Here is a 19588-nt window from a genome sequence, read left to right as displayed (position 1 = left end):
CTTACACTGATTGTCCATTGGTGGCCTTAACCGGTTGATACACTTCAACTTTTTCGCTGTTTGCGAATGAAGGCACGCCCGTTGGGGACAATTGTTCTTCAGGCACCACATTGTTACCAATTTTGGCTTCAAATTCTGGTAAAAAGTATTTTAACGCACTTTGTAATGGCTCAACCGCACCCGGTGCGTGGGCGCAGAAGGTTTTACCTAACCATAAATCTTTGGTCAATTGGCGCAATACGTCAATATCGACAGGTTGACCATTGCCTGTATCGATGGCATGCAAGGTTTTGACCCCCCATGGCAACCCATCACGGCAAGGCGTACACCAACCGCAGGATTCACGGGCAAAGAATTTTTGCAAATTGAGTGACAATGACACCATATCTTGCGCTTCATCTACGACCATAATCAAGCAGGTACCTAAACGGCTACCCGCTTTCATGATGGGTTCAAAGTCCATTGGCAGGTCTAAATGCTCATCACTGGCGGTTAAGAAGTCAGTTGACGCACCGCCTGGCAACCAAGCTTTTAGTTTACGGCCGTCTTTCATGCCTTTGGCATAATCAAAAATAATTTCGCGAGCGGTAGTACCAAATGGCAGTTCCCATAGACCGGGCTCATTGACTAGACCTGAACAACCCATGATTTTGGTGCCGGGGTTTTCTGATTTGCCTTGTGCAAGGCCTTTATACCATTCTACGCCATGCAGCATGATGCCCGGCATGTTGTTTAAAGACTCGACGTTATTGACCACAGTGGGACGACCCCATGCCCCTGATACTTGTGGGAAGGGTGGCTTAGTACGTGGATTGGCACGGCGACCTTCAAGCGAGTTAATAAGCGCAGTTTCTTCGCCACAGATATAACGACCTGCACCGGTATGCACATGTATATCAAAGCTATAGCCTGAACCTAAGATGTTATCACCTAAATACCCTTTGGCACGGCATTCATCCAATGCATTATTTAGACGTTTAGCGGCTTCAATGTACTCACCACGGATAAAAATATACCCTGCGGTTGCGCCAATGGCATAGCCTGAGATAATCATCCCTTCAATCAGCTGAAATGGTAGGCGCTCCATCAATAGACGGTCTTTAAACGTGCCTGGCTCCATCTCATCTGCGTTACAAATCAAGTAACGGGGTCCACCATCGGGTGGCGTCATAAAGGTCCATTTAAGACCTGCATTAAAGCCTGCACCACCACGTCCACGCACGTTGGCATCTTTAATCATGTTGCCCACTTCTTTGGCAGATTTAGCCAAGGCATTTTTTAGCCCTTCAAACCCTTTTAGGCTTTCATAGGTTGCCAAATCTAGCACTGAGTCATAATGCGCCAAACGCCAAGTCAGGGGCTTGGTCTCACTGGTGGCTGTCGCTTTATCACCATAAATAGGAATGCTTTGCTCGCCCAATTGACTGGGTGATTTGCCAATTTTTCGATTGTTAATTTGACGGGTTATATTCATGCGTATTGCTCCAGCAATTCAGCAATCTCTTCAATTTGGACAGGACCGTAAGTATCTTCATCAATCAAAACCGCTGGACCTTTATCACAGTTACCCAAACAACAAATGGGTAACAAGGTAAAACGATTGTCTGGGGTAGTTTGACCAAAACTAATACCTAAAGTGCGCTCAAAAGCTTGACCTAAATTCTCTGCACCTACCAAATAACAACCAATCGAGTCACAGACCAAAATCACATGACGACCAACTGGTGAACGGTAGATACGGTTATAAAACGTGGCAACCCCTTCCACATCGGTGACTGGGATTTTTAAGATATTAGCAATCGCGTTGACTTGTGCATCATCCACCCAGCCGTTACGGCGCTGGACAATTTTTAGCGCATCAAGTGATGCCGCGCGGCTTTGTGGGTAGTGATGCATAAATTCATGAATGTCGTGAATTTCTGCTTCGGTTAGAATGCTTGCGACATCCACCTTTGGGGTTTTATCAGTTACAATCTTCATCGGTGGTTTTCTCCTAACGGTCAACGTCTGCCATAACAACGTCAATCGACGCTAGATAAATAATTAAGTCAGAAACCAAGCTACCATTAATCACTGACGGCATTTGCTGTAAGTGCGCAAAGGTCGGTGTACGAATACGGGTACGGTAACTCATGGTTGAGCGATCAGACGTAATATAATAGTTGGTAATACCTTTCACTGCTTCCACCATAAAGGAGGACTCGCCTTCTGGCATGACAGGACCCCACGATACTGAGATAAAGTGGTTAATCAAAGTCTCAATGTCATTTAAGGTGCGGTCTTTGGGCGGTGGTACAGCCAGTGGGTGATCGGCTTTGTATGCGCCCATTGGCATGTTGTTAAGGCATTGCTCAATGATACGCAGTGACTGACGAATCTCTTCAATTTTGACCAAACAGCGGTCATACGCATCGCCATTAAACTCAATTGGCACTTCAAAATCAAAATTTTCATAGCCAAGATAAGGACGCGCTTTACGTACATCGTAAGGGATACCTGTGGCACGAAGTCCATGACCTGATACACCCCAAGCAAGGGCAGATTTAGCATCATATTGGGCAACGTTTTGGGTACGCAGTTGTAGTACTTTGTTTTTCATGGTGGCTTTGACGTATTCATCGATACGTTTTGGCATCCAATCTAAGAATTCACGAACCAGTTTGTGCCAGCCGTTTGGCAAATCCATCGCGGTACCGCCGATACGAAACCACGCTGGGTGCATACGATAACCGGTTACCGCTTCAATCACATCATACGCTTTTTGACGGTCGGCGAACATATAAAATACTGGCGTCATACCGCCCGCATCCTGAATGAAGGTGCCCCAGTACAGCAAATTATTGGTGATACGGAAGAACTCACTCATCATGATACGAATGGTATTTGCGCGATCCGGCACCGTGATGCCTGCCAGTTTTTCCACTGACATGATGTAGGGCAACTCATTCATCACCCCACCAAGATAATCGATACGGTCAGTGTAAGGAATAAATGAATGCCAAGTTTGGCGTTCGGCGATTTTTTCAGCGCCGCGATGGTGATAACCAATGTCTGGGATACAGTCAATGACTTCCTCGCCATCTAGCTGAAGCACAACGCGAAAGGCACCGTGCGCAGAAGGGTGGTTAGGACCCAAGTTTAGGAACATAAAGTCTTCGTCACGGCCACTACGTTTCATGCCCCACTCTTCTGGAACAAATCGTAAGTTCTCCTGCTCAAACATCTGCTTGCCTTTATCGAGATAATAAGGCGGTACTTCAGTCGCACGAGAGGCGTATTCTTTACGCAGTGGATGACCTTCCCAGTATTTTGGCAATAAAATACGGGTTAAATGTGGGTGGCCATCAAAGGTAATGCCAAACATATCCCACGCTTCGCGCTCATACCAGTTGGCATTGGGCCAAATACGGGTTGCCGTTGGGACATGTAAATCAGCTTCTTTGAGCGCCACTTTGATACGGATGTCCGTATTGCGCTCTAACGACATTAGATGATAGAACACGGTGAAATCACTGTCAGGCAAGGGATTGCCATCCCTGTCTTTACGATGCTGGCGTAAGCGCTCATCAATCGCTGAGATATCCAGTAACATCACGTAAGGCTGTGGCAATGTGCGAAGGTACATGAGTACTTCGATGACCTGTTCACGGCTGACCCAAATAGTGGGAAAAGCGTCAAAGGTTTTTTGTACAACAAACTGCCCTTCAAACTTGCGATTTAATTCTGCAATCACTGCTGGGACATCAGTTTGTGCTTGATTATCAGTTACCGTTACCATGAGTGGCACTTTCCTCATTCACAATTATTAAGAAGGTAATAGAATACCTTTTTTGTTTTGAACGCAATTCGCTAAGCTTCTACTTAGCGAAAATTCATCCTAAATCCATCCAGAGACTTACTCTAGCATTAATCAATCTCTAGCATTAATCAATGTTATCTGGGCTGCGTAGATTTTTGACCGCGATACGCTCGGCTTGTTTACGGTCACGTTCTGGCTGCATGACAGGTTGGTAGATACCTTGGTCATTGACATGAATACCGAGTGGACGACGTTCTTTGGTAATCGATTCTTGCAGCAGCATGATGGCTTGAATCAAAGCTTCTGGACGTGGTGGGCAACCAGGGACATACACATCGACGGGAATGATTTTATCAACGCCTTGCACCACTGAATACACATCGTACATGCCGCCTGAGTTGGCACAGGCACCCATTGAGATGACCCATTTAGGCTCCAGCATTTGCTCGTAGAGACGCTGAATAACAGGCGCCATCTTCATAAAGCAAGTACCTGCCACAATCATCACGTCAGCTTGACGTGGTGACGCGCGAATAACCTCAGCGCCAAAGCGAGACAAGTCGTGCACGCCTGTCAATGTCGTTGCGTACTCCACATAACAGCACGAGGTACCAAAGTTAAATGGCCACAATGAATGCTTACGACCCCAGTTTGCAAGGCTATGGGTCAAATCTTCTAATCGCGTCATGACGACGTTTTTATTGACTTCCTCTTCGTCAATAATTTGACGGGTTTGGTCTGGAAATCTGTCGGCATCTGGATTGGCTTTGGTTAATGTATATTTCATAATGCTCGATCACCTTGATTTTTAAAGCAGGATTTCGCTCTATGTCACTACAAATGCAAAAGACCTTGCAACATAGATTGCAAAGTCGGGTTATTATTTTACCGCGTTATTGTTTGGGTTTTGGTTCATTGCGCCAGACAACTGGGCAGGAATTTTACCAGTAGGGTCTACTTCTAACTCTTCAATACCATTAAAACGGGTAATATCCGCCAGATTAAAGCCCGCGGGCGCCGCAGCCAAACGTTTTGGTTTTGGCTTTTTGTCTGCAGGTGACCAGTTAAGTGCCCCTAGTTTGAGCAGATAATATAGACCGATTAACAGCTCTACCACAAACAGCACAACGGTCCAAAATCCCAGCCAACCTGCTTCTTTGACCGATACCGCATAGGTATATAGGTATAATGCTTCTAAGTCAAAAATAACAAAGAAGATAGCGACGATATAGAATTTTGCAGATAAACGGATTCTAGCAGAACCAGCACTGACCACGCCCGACTCGAAATTTTCTTGCTTTTGAAAGCCTTTAGAAGTACCACCTAACAATCTTGGTACAACAAGCATGAAAATACAAAGTCCTATGGCTGCCAAAATAAATACAATTGCAGACCAATCAATGACTGGAATCATGAGGATACTCCTGGGCAATACGACTAACCGTTACGTGGGTTAAGCAATTCAAGTTGGGACGATATTTTTGATACTTCCACCAAGCCCGTCTGGCTCAAGCGCAATATCAGAAAGACGATGGCAGATAACTTCTTAAGAACTATTTTGCTTAAGATTACCTCGTACCAGCTAACAAGGCTGCACATCCATTGACCATTATTGTAATCGGTGAGTGATTGGCTAGTTACTAAACAGGCTAGTTAGAGATATTGCTAAAACCACGATGAAACTCTAATATAAAGCAGCATTACATCACTTTATAAAAATGCGTATTTTAACAAAAGTAACTATATATTGCTGTTAACTGGCTAAAACACGGATAGTTTACTCATTTTATGTAAAAAATGCTAGTAGCAGGGTTCAATCTTCAATTAAATACAAACACTTTAAAAAAAAGACCCTGCTGTTTGCAGGGTCTGTTAGCCAAAAATCATTCAAAAAATTCATGCAAATAATTGTTACTGGTTAATCACGTCAACGCCTTTAGGAGGCGTGAAGCTAAATTGATTACTGGCAATTGAAGCATTGCGTTTCACATTGTTGAATCGAATAGTGGTGGTTTGTCCCAAATTATCATTTAATACCATCATGACAGGATTACCGCTATTAAAAGCGATACCTAAGCTTTTAAAGTTGGCATTGCCATTTTTTGGATACAGCACATAATAGTTTTTTGAGGCAATCGGCTGGGTCACATTAAAACTATTGGCGATTTTGCTGGGATCACCTGACAAAATCAGTGCTGGGGTATCCCCTACTTGATTGCTCACGCTTTGCTTGGTCGCTTGATTTAAGTCTTTATCGTACACCCAAAGCGTATTGCCATTGGCAACAATCAGTTGCGATGCCGTACCATCAATCTGCCAACGAAACTGGTTTGGACGTTGCACAGCCATAGTACCTGAGAAATTCTTTGATGCTTTACTTAAGCCCTTGCCACCTGTGCCAGAGGTGGTTTGACTAAAATTGGCGGTCATGCTTTTGACATTTTTAAGTAGGTTATTTAAGTTTTTTGCCGCGCTTGCTGAGTTGGCAACAGCGGCATTGGCTGATTGCATGGCGACTGTCATCGGCATGCTAGTAATCAATAGTGCTGATAATGTACCGGTGGCTAATTTATTGATAATTTTATTAGTAGATGTTGTCATGGTAGGTTCCTCATTCAATAAAAATTGTTAAAAGTTTAGAAAAAGTATTCAAAAATAATATCAGCCCAACAGGCTAATCAATAAATTATAAATTAACAAGTTAAGCTAAATTTGCTGACAGATATTGTCGCTAAATTTTTCTTACCCAACTAGACGCCCCATGCAATGATTGTTGTTTAAGTTGTAACAAATGTAACAATAGCTGAGTGATAAGAAAGAAAGTTTTGACTAGATAATAACTAACCAGTGCCAAGCCATTCAAGACTATCCAAAACCCGTTAAGACGCTTGGCTATAAGCAATAAAAAACCCAATAAGTGAAAATTATTGGGTTAATTTGTTTAACAACAAGCTGAGTGATTATTCAGCTGCGCCTTCAACAAATACGTAGCGACGATTGAATTTACCTTTAACAGCAAATTTTACCACGCCGTCAGTTAAAGCAAATAATGTATGGTCACGACCCATACCTACACCTTCACCTGCGTGAAATTCTGTACCACGTTGACGTACAATGATGTTACCAGCAACAACTTGTTGACCGCCAAAGATTTTTACGCCAAGCATTTTTGGGTTTGAATCACGACCGTTACGGGTAGAACCTGCGGCTTTTTTATGTGCCATGTCGATGTCTCCTAGAGATTAATGTGTTTGAAATAGTCAATTAAGCAGTGATTGCTTTGATTTTTAACAAAGTATACCATTGACGGTGACCTTGTTCTTTATGGTAGTGTTTACGACGTTTGTGTTTTACAATACGTACTTTCTCGCCACGACCATGTTCTACTACTTCAGCTTCGACCACTGCACCGGCAACCACAGGTTGACCAATTTTGATATCGCTGCCATCAACGACCATTAAAACGTCTTCAATTTTGATGGTATCGCCTTTTTCAGCTTTTAGCAATTCAACTTTTAAATATTCATCTTGAACGACGCGATGTTGTTTACCACCACTTTTGATTACTGCATACATCTTGGTTGCTCCAATAAACCCGTACACCGTGGCTACCAAGGGCGATAACACTTCTACGACGGATACACAGGGAAATATAAGGTCGCGATTTTAACGTTTTTATTGTTTAAAATCAAGAAAAACTTCACGGATGCGGGTGCGATTTTGGCTGATAAATTATTGCGCGTTTCTCAACGTAATACCTGCTCAGTAATACAAGTCGCCAATAAAAATACACAGCTATAACTTACACAAAAAACGGCAGTATGGTATGATTTTGCCGACTTTCACCACAAGCCAAATTTCACGAATTTTCACTCCAAGCTTTGAGCCAACCTATGCTAGACAATCAACAATCAAATCCTACATCCACTGCTATCAATGCTGTTACCAAAGACAGTAACAGCACGCCTGTCACCTATCAGCAGATTCAATCTATTATCGCTGACGATTTCGAGATTATGGATAAGCAGGTGTATGGCAGTCTAAGCTCCAAAGTCAAACTGGTCATGTCGGTGAGTCAGCATGTCATCAACGCAGGCGGCAAGCGTATGCGCCCGCTCATTTCGCTGCTTTGCTCACGCATTTGTAACGACCAGCCCTCACAAGCTGCCATGCATTTGGGCGCTATCACTGAGATGCTGCATACCGCAACGTTAGTACACGACGATGTGATTGATGAGTCAGGTATGCGCCGCGGTAAGCCGACCGCGAATGCAACGTGGGATAATGCAACGGCTGTACTGGTCGGTGACTATCTAATTGCCCGTTCATTCAATCTTTTGGTAGGCTTTGGCTCGTTGCCGTTATTGCAGTTATTCTCAGATGGCACCTGTGATATCGCTGAAGGGGAAGTATTGCAGCTACAACATCAGCATGATCCTAAAGCCACCGAAGCTGATTATATGAAAATCATCGATGGCAAAACCTCTCGGCTATTTATGATGGCAAGTCAAGGCGTGGCTATTTTGGAAAATCGCCCTGAATACAATGACGCCTTCGCCAAATTTGGTCAGCACTTTGGTAATGCCTTTCAAATCATTGATGACGTGCTCGATTTTGTCGGTGATAGTAAGGTGCTCGGCAAAAACGTGGGTGATGATATCGCTGAAGGCAAGCCAACCCTACCCTTGATTAAAGCATTGGAAATGACCACGGGTGATACGCATGAAAAATTGCGGATTGCCATTCAGACAGGTCAAGTAAACGATACCCACGAAATTATTGAGATTGTCAAAACCAGTGGTGCACTGGCATATTGCCGTGACAAAGCGATGCAAGAAAGCGAGATTGCTAGACAAGCCGTACTGACCTTGCCTGATTCACGATACCGCCAAGGCCTACTCGATTTGATTACGCTTGCCAGCCAACGGCTTTATTAATTGTTAATTTTTAATCAGGGCTGGGTGGTAATTAGTTTGATGTCCAATTCGATGCGCGGTAAACCCTACGTCATTAAATCGTCATACAAGTTTGCTAATTTTTTGATAGTTTTTTGATTGATACTTTTATCATTAATAATTTTGTGGTTGATGGCTTTTTGATGGTTAGCTTTTTAATTATGGATGCTATATGTCTGATGTTATGCCCACTTCATTACCCGATATCAAACAACAACTTATCAAAGAAAAAACCAAAGAAACTCAAGCGCAATCGGCATTAGACACTATTCAATCACTTGCCACCATCGACCCTGCTAACCCTGCCACCATCGACATTAAATTTCGACCTTCCAAACACGCGGATTTTATGCAAGCCGCCAAGGTGCATACCCCAAAGTATAAGTTCTATGTTGAAGTCGGTGGCGACCCTACCCACCCTACCATCGTACTGATTATGGGGTTAGGGGCGCAAAGCTTGGTATGGCCCAATGAATTTTGCTATGCATTAATCAATGCTGGGTTTCAGGTCGTACGATTTGACAATCGCGACATTGGCAAATCCAGCAAGCTGAAGCACAAAAAACTGACTCCCGCTCATGATTCGCCCATTTATAAAGCCAAATTGCTAGGCAGATTCGGACTGGGTTTACCGCTTAAAAACCTGCAAACACCGTATGATTTGTACGACATGGCAGAAGATGCCTATCAACTGCTCAAAATGTTGGGCATCAAAAAATACTTTGTGATTGGTCAATCGATGGGCGGTATGATTGCGCAAATCATGGCGGTGCGTTATCCACACCAAGTAGAAAAATTGGGACTATTATCCACCAGTAACAATCGCCCCTTTTCGCGCCCACCCGCTATTGAAGCCATCAAGGCCTTTACCCAGCCACTACCCAAAAGCCAAGATGCTGACGCATTGACCCAGCAGTTTGTGCAAACCATCAAGACCATCGCCAGCCCCGATTACTTTGATGAACAAGCGGCGCTTAGCAAAGCTAAAAAACTGTTTAAACGGCGTTTTTACCCAAAAGGCACGCAGCGGCAGTTACTGGCAATTTTGGCGACGGGGTCATTGGTCGACATTGACAAACAAATCCACCAACCCACCCTCATCATTCATGGCAAACAAGACAAACTCATTCCATTTAGTCATGCGTATTCGCTTGCCAAGCATATTGCGCACAATCAACTGATACTCATTGACGAACTCGGTCACGATATGCCCGTGGCACTGGTCGAGGTATTAGCAAGTTATTTTATTAATCATTTTCGTTATGATAGCCAACTGGGCTAGCTTTTTATGATGTCCAGCATTTGTTGCCAATCCACTGGCAAGTTCTTCGGTAATGGCAAATCTTTTTCAAAATAGTATTTAAAACTTGCCATAAAGATAGTTGCCATCATGGTGGCTTGGTAATCAATCGCCTCCGCGGTTAAATAATCTGTCGCCTTTTGTTTTTTAGCCAGTTCAATAAAATTTTGTTTACCCATCAAAAACATATCATGATAAAGATTGTGGTGTTGGGTACAGATTTTCCACAGGGCAAGCATCTGTTGGCGGCGTTCAAACAGCTTTTGTGAATGATTTTCCATAATCATTTGTAGCATTTGACTATCGGCATTGAGCCTATCTTGAAATAGCTGGCTGACTTCCTGCTTGAAATCATCAATCATTTGACCTGCCAAATCACCCTTGCCGCTGTAGTATTTATAAAAAGTAGCGCGATTGACTTTGGCGCGATCCAAAATTGCTTGGATAGCGATATCGTTGTACTCCTGCTCGAACAACAACATAATAAAGGCTTCACGGATGGCTTTATGGGTTTTGACAACACGTAAATCAGGTGACTTGTTACGACTTAAAGTCATGCGCAAATACTTCCTTATTAAAAAAATCTATCAATGGCTTTGACATTTTAACATTTTTTTACATACAAATAGGCAAAAATTGTTGCTTAAACACTTACTTTGTTTAATATTGTCGGTTTCCCAATTGCAGATTTTTTTTTAAAATAACCGCTGCCGATAACTGGTAGTAATTTAGCTATCCTTTAGTTATCCTAAAGTTTTGTATCTTATCGTAAATATTGCGACAACAATGTCGCATTTATTTTATAATATTTTTTTTAAAATTCCCTATTTTTTATGAGGTTGGTATGAGATACCCAGTGTTGTTCATGGTGTCATTAGCGAGTTGTAGCTTATTAATCGGGTGTAATAAGTCAGACACAGCAGCCCAGCAACAAAGTGGCGGCGGTGCAGGAGCACAGGCGCAAATGCCACCCACAATAGTCAATGTACAGCCTGTAACATTCCAGACGATTCCACTTACCAAAGAGTTATCAGGTAAAGTTGTCGCCTATCAACAAGCCACCGTTACGCCGCAAGTGTCAGGTATTATTGACCGCCAGTTGTTTCGCGAAGGCACTTTTGTCAAACAAAATCAGCCGTTATATCAAATCAATACCGATAGCTACACCAGTGTACTTGCCGGTAGTCGCGCAAGCCTTGACCAAAGCCTTGCCAGTGTCAATACCGCAAAAGCCAACTATAATAATGCCTTAGCGGTGCTAGAAACCCGCCAAGCCGAACTTGCGCTGGCTCAAACCAATTTAAACCGTCTAAAACAGCTACGTGGTACTGAGGCTATCTCAAGTCAAGAATATGACCAAGGGGCAACCGCCGTGCGTACCGCTCAAGCAGCGGTTAAAAATGCGCAGGCGCAAGTCGGGGTGGCACAAGCCAATATTGATGCTGCCCAAGCAGCGGCTCGCGGCGCACAACAATCAGTGAATAGCAACCAGCTCACCATGAGCCGTACTGTGGTTAAAGCGCCTATTAGTGGTATCACCAGTCGCTCAAATGTCAATGTCGGTGCGCTTGCCACCGCGGGCACGACGCAGATGGTAACCGTCTCGCAGCTTAATCCAATTTATGTCGATATCAGTCAGTCAGCCGCCGAGTTATTGGCGCTTCGTCAGCAATTTGCGGCTGGTAAACTTAGCACACCGCGTACCGCACAGGTTCAGTTAAAGCTCGCTGATGGCTCAACCTACCCGATGGTGGGGCAACTTCGCTTCGAAGAAGCTAAAGTGGATAGTACCACAGGCACGGTTAATCTGCGTGCGGTATTTAGCAATGATAACTTTGTGTTGTTGCCCGGGATGATGGTGAATGCCCAGTTGATTCAAGGTATTATCAATAATGCGGTATTATTGCCACAAAGTGCCATTAATCGTACAGCCAAAGGTGAATCAACCGTGTATGTGGTTGACGCCAATAATAAAATCCAAGTACGCCCAGTTACGGTTCAAGGTACCCACCAAGGTCAATGGATTGTCACTAGCGGTCTAAAACAAGGTGAGCAAGTGGTGATGGTTGGTGGCGCCAAAGTCAAACCAGATCAGCAAGTCAAAGCCATGCCTTATGTGGCATCGCAGCCAGCCTCAACCGCGGTACCGACCAATGCTTCTACCACGACGACGACCAAAACGACCGTAACAAATAGCTCAACTACCGCCAAAACTGCGCAACCATAAGCACGGGAGATATCATGTCACGCTTTTTTATTGATAGACCCATCTTTGCTTGGGTGATTGCCATGCTCATCATGCTGATGGGTATCTTAGCAATTTTTAAATTACCGATTGAGCAGTATCCACGTATTGCCCCACCTACCATTAGTATCTCAGCAACTTATCCAGGTGCCGCTGCCCAAACCATTGAAGACTCCGTCACTCAGGTGATTGAGCAAAAAATGAAAGGGCTTGATGGATTGATGTATATGTCCTCAAGTTCATCATCAAGTGGCGCTGCGCAAATTACCTTGACCTTTGAGAACGGGACAGATCCCGATACGGCACAAGTCCAAGTCCAAAACAAACTGCAATCTGCCATGAGTTCGCTGCCAGAGATGGTGCAGCGCATGGGGGGTCAACGTCAATAAGTCCACGAGTGGCTTCTTGATGGTACTGGCGATGACATCTGAAGATGGCAGTATGGATCGTGCCGATATTGCCGATTATCTCAACTCCAACGTGGTTGACCAGATCAGCCGTGTCGAGGGTGTGGGTAACGTCAACGTGTTTGGCTCTGCGTATGCCATGCGTATTTGGTTAGACCCTGAAAAACTGCGTACCTATGGTTTAATACCCTCGGATATCACCAGCGCAATTCAAGCGCAAAACGCGCAAGTATCAGCCGGTCAGCTAGGACAAACGCCGACTGACGAAGCCCGTCAAGCCATTAATGCCACAGTGACCGTGCAAAGTTACTTACAAACCCCAGAGCAATTTCGTAATATTTTGCTTAAAAGTAACACAAATGGCGCGCAAATTCGCTTGGGCGATGTCGCCAAAGTGGAAATTGGTAGTGAAAGCTACAGCGAGATTGCCCGCTACAATGGCAAAGATGCGGCAGGTATCGGTATCTCACTGTCATCTGGCGCCAATGCTTTAAGCACACGTGATGCCGTAGAAGCCAAACTCAAAGAGCTTGAACCTAATTTTCCTGCGGGCTTAAAAGCCTCAGTTGCCTATGACACCACGCCATTTGTACGTTTGTCGATTGAGGAAGTAGTCAGAACACTTGCTGAAGCGATTGCGCTGGTATTCTTAGTGATGTTCTTGTTTTTACAAAGCTGGCGCGCAACGATTATTCCTACGTTGGCAGTACCTGTGGTAATACTGGGTACGTTTGGTATTTTGTACGCATTTGGCTATACCATCAATGTGTTGACGCTGTTTGCCATGGTGTTATCCATCGGTCTGTTAGTCGATGACGCGATTGTCGTGGTCGAAAACGTTGAGCGTTTGCTGGAAGAAAATCCAGACATGACGCCACTGGAAGCCACCCGTGAATCGATGCGCGAAATCAGTAAAGTGGTGATTGGTATTGCCTTGATTTTGTCGGCGGTATTTTTACCGATGGCATTCTTTGGCGGCTCAACTGGGGTGATTTATCGACAGTTCTCCGTGACGCTTATCAGCAGCATGGTACTATCTGCCCTAGTTGCCTTGATTTTCACCCCTGCCCTATGTGTGACTATCCTCAAACGCACTAAAGCCCATGACAAACACAGCGGGCATCAGACCGGTTTCTTTGGCGCATTTAACCGTATGTTTATGCGTCTTAGTAAAGGCTATGAAAGCTTTGTGGGTCGCAGTATCAAAATGCGCTGGCTATATATGATTCCTTATGCCTTGGTGATTGCGGCATTGGTGTTCTTATTTACCCGTATTCCAAGTTCATTTATTCCCGAAGAAGACCAAGGTGTGCTGTTGACATTGGTGCAACTGCCTGCCGGTAGTACCCAAAATCAAACGCAAGCGGTTATCGAAAAGGTCAACGCCTATTATAAAACCCAAGAAAAAGACCTTGTGCAGTCTGTATTTACGGTCAATGGCTTTAGTTTTGCCGGTCAAGGGCAAAATATGGGATTGGCATTTGTACGCTTAAAAGATTGGGATGAGCGCCCTGGTAAAGAAAATACCGCGCAATCGATTGCCAAACGTGCCATGGGTTATTTTATGACCCAAGTGAATGAAGCCCAAGTATATGCCATTTCACCGCCTGCTATTCAAGGTTTGGGTACGGCAACGGGTTTTGATCTGCAGCTACAAGACTCCGGCAACTTAGGTCACGAAGGCTTGCTGCAAGCCCGTAACATGCTACTGGGCATGGCGGCGCAAAATAAACAAGTCAGTGGCGTGCGTCCAAATGGACAAGAAGATTCACCCCAATATAAAGTCAACGTCAACTATGATGCTGCTGCGGCTATGGGTGTCGCGCCGAGCGTGATTAACAGTGTTCTTAGTACCGCTTGGGGTAGTAGCTACGTCAATGACTTTATGGATCGTGGTCGTATCAAAAAAGTGTATATGCAAGGTGAAGCTGAGAGCCGTACCACCCCAGAGGACATCAACAAGTGGTATGTACGCAACAGTGACAATCAGATGATTCCGTTTAGCTCATTTGCTACCGGTGAATGGCAGTATGGTTCGCCTACGCTAACGCGTTATAACAGCTTGTCATCGATGAACTTGCAAGGTAACGCAGCGCCAGGACTTAGTACCGGTCAAGCGATGACGGCGATGGAACAAATGATTGCCAAACTGCCAAAAGGTATCAGTTATGAATGGACAGGTTTATCATTGGAAGAGAAAAAATCGGGCGCCCAAGCACCTATGCTGTACGCGATTTCGATTTTAGTGGTGTTCTTATGTTTAGCCGCGCTGTATGAAAGCTGGTCAATTCCCTTTGCAGTGCTGCTTGTTGTGCCACTTGGGGTATTGGGTGCTGCGCTGTTTACCGGTTTACGCGGGCTTTCAAACGATATTTATCTGCAAGTGGGTCTGCTGACCGTTGTCGGTTTATCTGCCAAAAATGCGATTTTGATTATTGAATTTGCCAAAGAACGACAAGATTTGGGACATAGTCTATATGACTCGGTTACTGTCGCTGCTCGACAACGCTTACGCCCGATTATTATGACATCATTGGCGTTTGGTATTGGTGTGGTGCCCTTATTCTTGGCAACGGGCGCAGGCTCAGGTAGCCAAAATGCGATTGGTACAAGTGTATTAGGCGGCGTGGTCAGTGCGACTATCCTAGGGGTGTTCTTTATCCCAATGTTCTATGTGTGGATACGCTCACTGATTAAAGGTAACAAACCGCACCACCCCAATGATGGCAATGACGGCAACGTTGGTGATTTACAACCCGTATCACCCTACTCACCTAATCCTGCTGAACCTGTCGCTGTCACACAGCCCACACAGGTGAGTATCTATAAGCCTGATGACAGTTCACAATCAAACCATCAATAAGACATAAATGGGTAAACATTTTACCCATTTAATCTTTTACAATAACAAAGACATTATGTTTATACAGGTAAGTTATATGAATTCTACCTTTCGCCTCGTACCCCTGACCGCTATAGTAGCCACCCTACTATCGCTCAGCGCTTGTCAAACCATTCCAAAAGCCAAAACTGAGCCTGTCGTGGCGCAGCCGCATATCGCAATTAATCAGCCTTATGAAACCTACGACAGTCAGACCGTCAGCGGTACCAATCAGCCGAGCATCGCGTCTCAGCGTTGGCAGGATTTTTATAGTGATGCCAAGCTAAAACAACTGATTCAATTGGGGTTAGACAATAATAAAGACATCAGTGCCACGATTTTGGCGATTCAAAAAGCCCGCGCACAGTACCAAATCCAAGACATCGCCGATGTGCCTACTATCAATAGTTCTGGCTCATATTCTTACGGTGCAACAAATTCAAGAGATGCGAATCCTAGTAGTACTTACAATGTCGGTTTGGCAATGTCAAGTTACGAGTTTGACTTTTGGGGACGTATTGCGAGCCTCAAAGATGCCGCCTTACAAAACTACCTTGCGACTACCGCTGCCAAAGATGCCGCGCAAATTAGCTTGATTAGTAACATTGCGCAAAGCTATGTGGCATACAGCTATAATCTGGCACAACTGCAACTTGCCAAACAAACCTTAGCCACGCGCCAAGATTCACTTCGCATTAACCAGCTGCGTTTTAAAGCAGGTCTTGATTCGCAGCTAACTAGCGTACAAGCCCAAGCGGCGGTTGAAGCCGCCAAAGTGTCTATCGCCCAAGCACAAACCGATTTGTTGACCAACCAAAATGCCCTACGCTACCTAGTAGGCGCCCCGGTGGATAATAGCCTACTACCCGCAGCGGGCATTAGTAGCATCACTAATAATCGTATTTTTGGCACGGGCTTACCCAGTGATTTATTATTGTATCGTCCTGATTTGCGTCAAGCGGAATATAATTTAAAAGCCGCAGGCGCAAATATTAACGCCGCGCGCGCGGCGTTTTATCCAACCATTAGCCTATCCGGCAATGTGGGTGCTGCCAGTTCAAGCTTAGGCGATTTGTTTAAAACAGGCGCGTTTAGCTGGGGTTTCGGACCGAGTGTGAGCTTGCCGATTTTTGATGCAGGTCTACGTAAAGCCAATTACCAAGTGAGTGAAATCGAGCAACAACAAGCGCTAAATACTTATGAAAAAGCGATTCAAACCGCTTTTAAAGAAGTCAATGACGTATTTGCCAATCGCGCAACGTTAAATCAGCAGTTGACCGCGTACAACCAGTCGCTCGCTGCCAACCAAAAATACTATCAAATTGTTCAAGCGCGCTTCAAGGCAGGTCTGGACAATTATTTGGGCGTATTAGATGCACAGCGTTCGATTTATAGCAGCCAACAAAGTATTCTAAATACCAAGCAGTCGCAATTGCTCAGTCAAATTCAGCTATACCAAGTTTTAGGTGGCGGCGTGAGTCGCGATGTACCGCTCGAAACACCCACAGAAAAACATACGAATTTCAGCACCAAGTTGTCACAGGTTGCCAACAATGCCCAGCAAAAAATTACTGATGCAGCCCATCAGCCTGCCCAAGTGACTACTAAAACAACCTCAACAACGACCACCACAACCACAGTCCAACCCTAATACATTAGACCTAGCTCATTAGAGCTAGTGCATTAGATTAGCCGTAAGCTGTTATAGTAAAAAACCCACATCACTGTGGGTTTTTTATGGGTTTTTTACTATAAATGGCTGTTTTAAAATGCATAACTGGCGATGCCATGCGCGATGAGCTTTCCTTCATCATTGACCAACATCATCCGCGTGGTACAGCCTTTGCGTCCCATACGAATTACTTCGGCTGTGACCATAAACTCATGCCCCCGCCCAGGGGCTAGATAATCAACACGCAAATCGACGGTTGCCATGCGTTTGATTTTTTTGGTCTGCTCTTCAAACGTGCCTTGGTCACGACGATAGATTTCCAGCATGCCTTCAAGCCCGCCAATGGTATCTAATAGCGTCGCCGTCATACCGCCATGCAGAATCTCAAAATTTGGATTACCGATGAGGGCGGGATTGGACTTGACCTTACCATATACTCTGCCATCTTCATAATGATAGGTAGTAAAGGTATGCGCCACAAATGGGCTTTGGGACATGATGTTGGCGAGCTGCTGCCCTAGCACATCAATACTAGGTTTGCTGATAGCGTGATGCTCACTGTCTTCATTGAGCTGCAGTTGCGACTCGTTTGCCAAATCAGAATGCTCATCATTTTCTTTAGACGTCGTGTCAGTCATGTTAGTGCTATCAGTCGATGACTGAGCGGCTAATTGATTGGCATTTACAGGGTTTAAACTCACGGCGCCCTCCATGCGTAAGTAGATTGTGGTAAGATAGCTTTTTAAAAAATTATCATTCTAGCAAATTTTGCTTATTTAGCCTTATACAATTTCTGCGTTACTTGATAACGTTACTTAATAATAAGTATCACTCGATAATAAGAGGTTTTTATGAGTTATATTTTTAACCGTTCATTCCCCAATACTCGCTTACGTCGACTACGTTACAACGACAATATCCGCGCCATGGTGCAAGAAACCAGCATTGAACCCAAGCATCTGATTGCGCCCGTGTTTGTCATTGAGGGTAAACAGCAGCGCCAAGCTGTGGCAAGCATGCCAGGCGTTGAGCGTTTGAGCGTGGACTTGCTAATTGAGTATGCCAAGCAACTACTCAGTCTAGGCGTCACCACCATTGATTTGTTCCCTGTCATTAGCCCAAGCCTCAAATCGCTACAGGCTGAACACGCCTATGATGAGAACGGTCTTGCCTGCACTGCTATCAAAGCAATTAAGGACGCCCTACCTGAGATGGTGGTGATGACCGATGTGGCACTTGACCCCTATACCACCCATGGTCAAGACGGTATTGTCGATGACAATGGCTACGTACTCAATGACATTACCGTTGACATCCTCGCCAAACAAGCCTTAAGCCATGCCCGTGCAGGCGCAGACATCATCTCACCAAGCGATATGATGGATGGGCGTATTGCCGCGCTTCGTCAAGCATTGGATGGAGAAAATTTTATTAACACGGCGATTATGGCGTATTCTGCCAAATACGCGTCTGCGTATTATGGACCGTTTCGGGATGCCGTCGGTAGCGCAGGCAACCTTAAAGGCGGACACAAAAAACAATACCAAATGGATTTTGGCAATCGCGCTGAAGCCCTGCATGAAGTCGCCCTTGACATCCAAGAAGGCGCGGACATGGTAATGGTGAAGCCAGGTCAACCTTACCTTGATTTGGTACGCGAAGTCAAAGACACGTTTGGCGTGCCGACTTATGCGTATCAAGTATCAGGTGAATATGCCATGCACATGGCGGCGATACAAAACGGCTGGTTAAGCGAGGACGTTATTTTGGAATCACTGTTAGGGTTTCGCCGTGCAGGTGCCGACGGCATCTTAACTTATTTTGCAATGACAGCTGCCCAAAAGCTCAATCAATAATATCTTAAAATTTGAGTAAAACTAAAGGTGACACTGGCTTATCAATCCGTGTCGCCTTTTTTGATGTTACATTTATTAACTTAAAAGCATCGAGCGCTATAACGAGCCCTATAAAAAATTACTTAATGTCATAGAGAATAACAAATCTGTTAACTTTAATTATTTTTTTACCCATTTATTTACTAAATAGAAACTTAGTTTATCCCTCAATCTCATGCACAATAAGCTAAAGCAAAAATACACACTCTTATTTACCCCTATTGGCTAAGCTTACTAATTTTGGCTTACTAATTTTGGACGAGCCTTTTTTGGCGTCACTTTTAGCGTTTTGTAATAATTGATTACTTTTTGGCATTATATTTTTGAAAAAAATAAGCAGATAATGGGGTTAATAACTAAGGTACTCCCCAATGTCTAGACCAAATAATCATAAAATTAAGATAGAATTGGGTTGATAAAGCACAGTATTATCC

Annotated in this window: 15 protein-coding genes and 1 pseudogene; 6 read left to right on the top strand and 10 right to left on the bottom strand. The window is 44.5% G+C overall.

Features of this window, described 5'->3' with window-relative positions:
* Position 1 precedes the first annotated feature (1 nt).
* The 8 genes from nuoF to rplU form a co-directional block, all read right to left on the bottom strand.
* Complete coding sequence (gene nuoF, locus ACH0AB_RS08590) at positions 2-1474, bottom strand: NADH-quinone oxidoreductase subunit NuoF (RefSeq protein ID WP_138019187.1); 1473 nt, start codon at positions 1472-1474, stop codon at positions 2-4.
* Positions 1471-1980: an NADH-quinone oxidoreductase subunit NuoE gene (nuoE, locus tag ACH0AB_RS08585; protein WP_007115470.1), complete on the bottom strand. Its 510-nt coding sequence runs from the start codon at positions 1978-1980 to the stop codon at positions 1471-1473. Before nuoE ends, nuoF begins: the two co-directional genes overlap by 4 nt.
* 13 nt (positions 1981-1993) lie before the next feature.
* The gene (gene nuoC / locus ACH0AB_RS08580) at positions 1994-3796 is read right to left on the bottom strand and encodes an NADH-quinone oxidoreductase subunit C/D (protein ID WP_406877921.1); all 1803 of its coding nucleotides are present in this window, start codon (positions 3794-3796) and stop codon (positions 1994-1996) included.
* A 127-nt stretch (positions 3797-3923) separates the two neighbouring features.
* A complete protein-coding gene (locus ACH0AB_RS08575; protein ID WP_406877920.1) occupies positions 3924-4586 on the bottom strand; it encodes a NuoB/complex I 20 kDa subunit family protein in 663 nt (220 codons plus the stop codon).
* Positions 4587-4679: 93 nt separating this feature from the next.
* A complete protein-coding gene (gene ndhC / locus ACH0AB_RS08570) occupies positions 4680-5213 on the bottom strand; it encodes an NADH-quinone oxidoreductase subunit A (RefSeq protein ID WP_135889006.1) in 534 nt (177 codons plus the stop codon).
* Between the two features lie 497 nt (positions 5214-5710).
* Complete coding sequence (lolA, locus tag ACH0AB_RS08565) at positions 5711-6400, bottom strand: outer membrane lipoprotein periplasmic chaperone LolA (RefSeq protein WP_406877919.1); 690 nt, start codon at positions 6398-6400, stop codon at positions 5711-5713.
* 359 nt (positions 6401-6759) lie between these two features.
* Complete coding sequence (gene rpmA, locus ACH0AB_RS08560) at positions 6760-7023, bottom strand: 50S ribosomal protein L27 (RefSeq protein WP_036591251.1); 264 nt, start codon at positions 7021-7023, stop codon at positions 6760-6762.
* Between the two features lie 40 nt (positions 7024-7063).
* Positions 7064-7375 (bottom strand): 50S ribosomal protein L21, encoded by a 312-nt coding sequence (rplU, locus tag ACH0AB_RS08555; RefSeq protein ID WP_007115464.1) that lies wholly within the window; start codon positions 7373-7375, stop codon positions 7064-7066.
* A gap of 440 nt (positions 7376-7815) precedes the next feature.
* Between rplU and ACH0AB_RS08550 the strand changes: the two genes are divergently transcribed.
* Complete coding sequence (locus ACH0AB_RS08550; RefSeq protein WP_406877938.1) at positions 7816-8736, top strand: polyprenyl synthetase family protein; 921 nt, start codon at positions 7816-7818, stop codon at positions 8734-8736.
* 190 nt (positions 8737-8926) lie between these two features.
* Positions 8927-10036: an alpha/beta fold hydrolase gene (locus ACH0AB_RS08545; protein ID WP_406877918.1), complete on the top strand. Its 1110-nt coding sequence runs from the start codon at positions 8927-8929 to the stop codon at positions 10034-10036.
* On the opposite strand, the gene ACH0AB_RS08540 is transcribed toward ACH0AB_RS08545, so the two are convergent.
* Positions 10033-10611: a TetR/AcrR family transcriptional regulator gene (locus ACH0AB_RS08540; RefSeq protein WP_406877917.1), complete on the bottom strand. Its 579-nt coding sequence runs from the start codon at positions 10609-10611 to the stop codon at positions 10033-10035. The genes ACH0AB_RS08545 and ACH0AB_RS08540 overlap by 4 nt on opposite strands.
* A gap of 287 nt (positions 10612-10898) precedes the next feature.
* On the opposite strand from ACH0AB_RS08540, the gene ACH0AB_RS08535 reads away from it, so the two are divergent.
* The 3 genes and pseudogenes from ACH0AB_RS08535 (at position 10899) to ACH0AB_RS08525 (ending at position 17238) form a co-directional block, all read left to right on the top strand.
* Positions 10899-12281, top strand: a complete 1383-nt coding sequence (locus ACH0AB_RS08535; RefSeq protein WP_216635099.1) for an efflux RND transporter periplasmic adaptor subunit — start codon at positions 10899-10901, stop codon at positions 12279-12281.
* 14 nt (positions 12282-12295) lie between these two features.
* Positions 12296-15569 (top strand): annotated as a pseudogene (locus ACH0AB_RS08530) (efflux RND transporter permease subunit).
* A gap of 76 nt (positions 15570-15645) precedes the next feature.
* Positions 15646-17238, top strand: coding sequence for an efflux transporter outer membrane subunit (locus ACH0AB_RS08525; RefSeq protein WP_406877916.1), 1593 nt, complete (start codon positions 15646-15648; stop codon positions 17236-17238).
* Between the two features lie 113 nt (positions 17239-17351).
* Here the strand turns inward: ACH0AB_RS08525 and ACH0AB_RS08520 are convergent, their stop codons facing one another.
* Positions 17352-17960: a thioesterase family protein gene (locus ACH0AB_RS08520; RefSeq protein ID WP_082168224.1), complete on the bottom strand. Its 609-nt coding sequence runs from the start codon at positions 17958-17960 to the stop codon at positions 17352-17354.
* A 150-nt stretch (positions 17961-18110) separates the two neighbouring features.
* On the opposite strand from ACH0AB_RS08520, the gene hemB reads away from it, so the two are divergent.
* Positions 18111-19115 carry a porphobilinogen synthase gene (hemB, locus tag ACH0AB_RS08515; protein WP_278932168.1) on the top strand — a complete coding sequence of 335 codons (1005 nt, stop codon included), beginning with the start codon at positions 18111-18113 and terminating at the stop codon, positions 19113-19115.
* The last annotated feature ends 473 nt before the right edge of the window (positions 19116-19588 follow it).

It is taken from the genome of Moraxella sp. 179-F 1C4 NHS (assembly GCF_045370505.1).
Lineage (GTDB): Bacteria > Pseudomonadota > Gammaproteobacteria > Pseudomonadales > Moraxellaceae > Faucicola > Faucicola tetraodonis.
The sequence above is the reverse complement of the archived record's forward strand: the minus strand, read 5'-3'. Positions and strand labels throughout refer to the sequence as shown.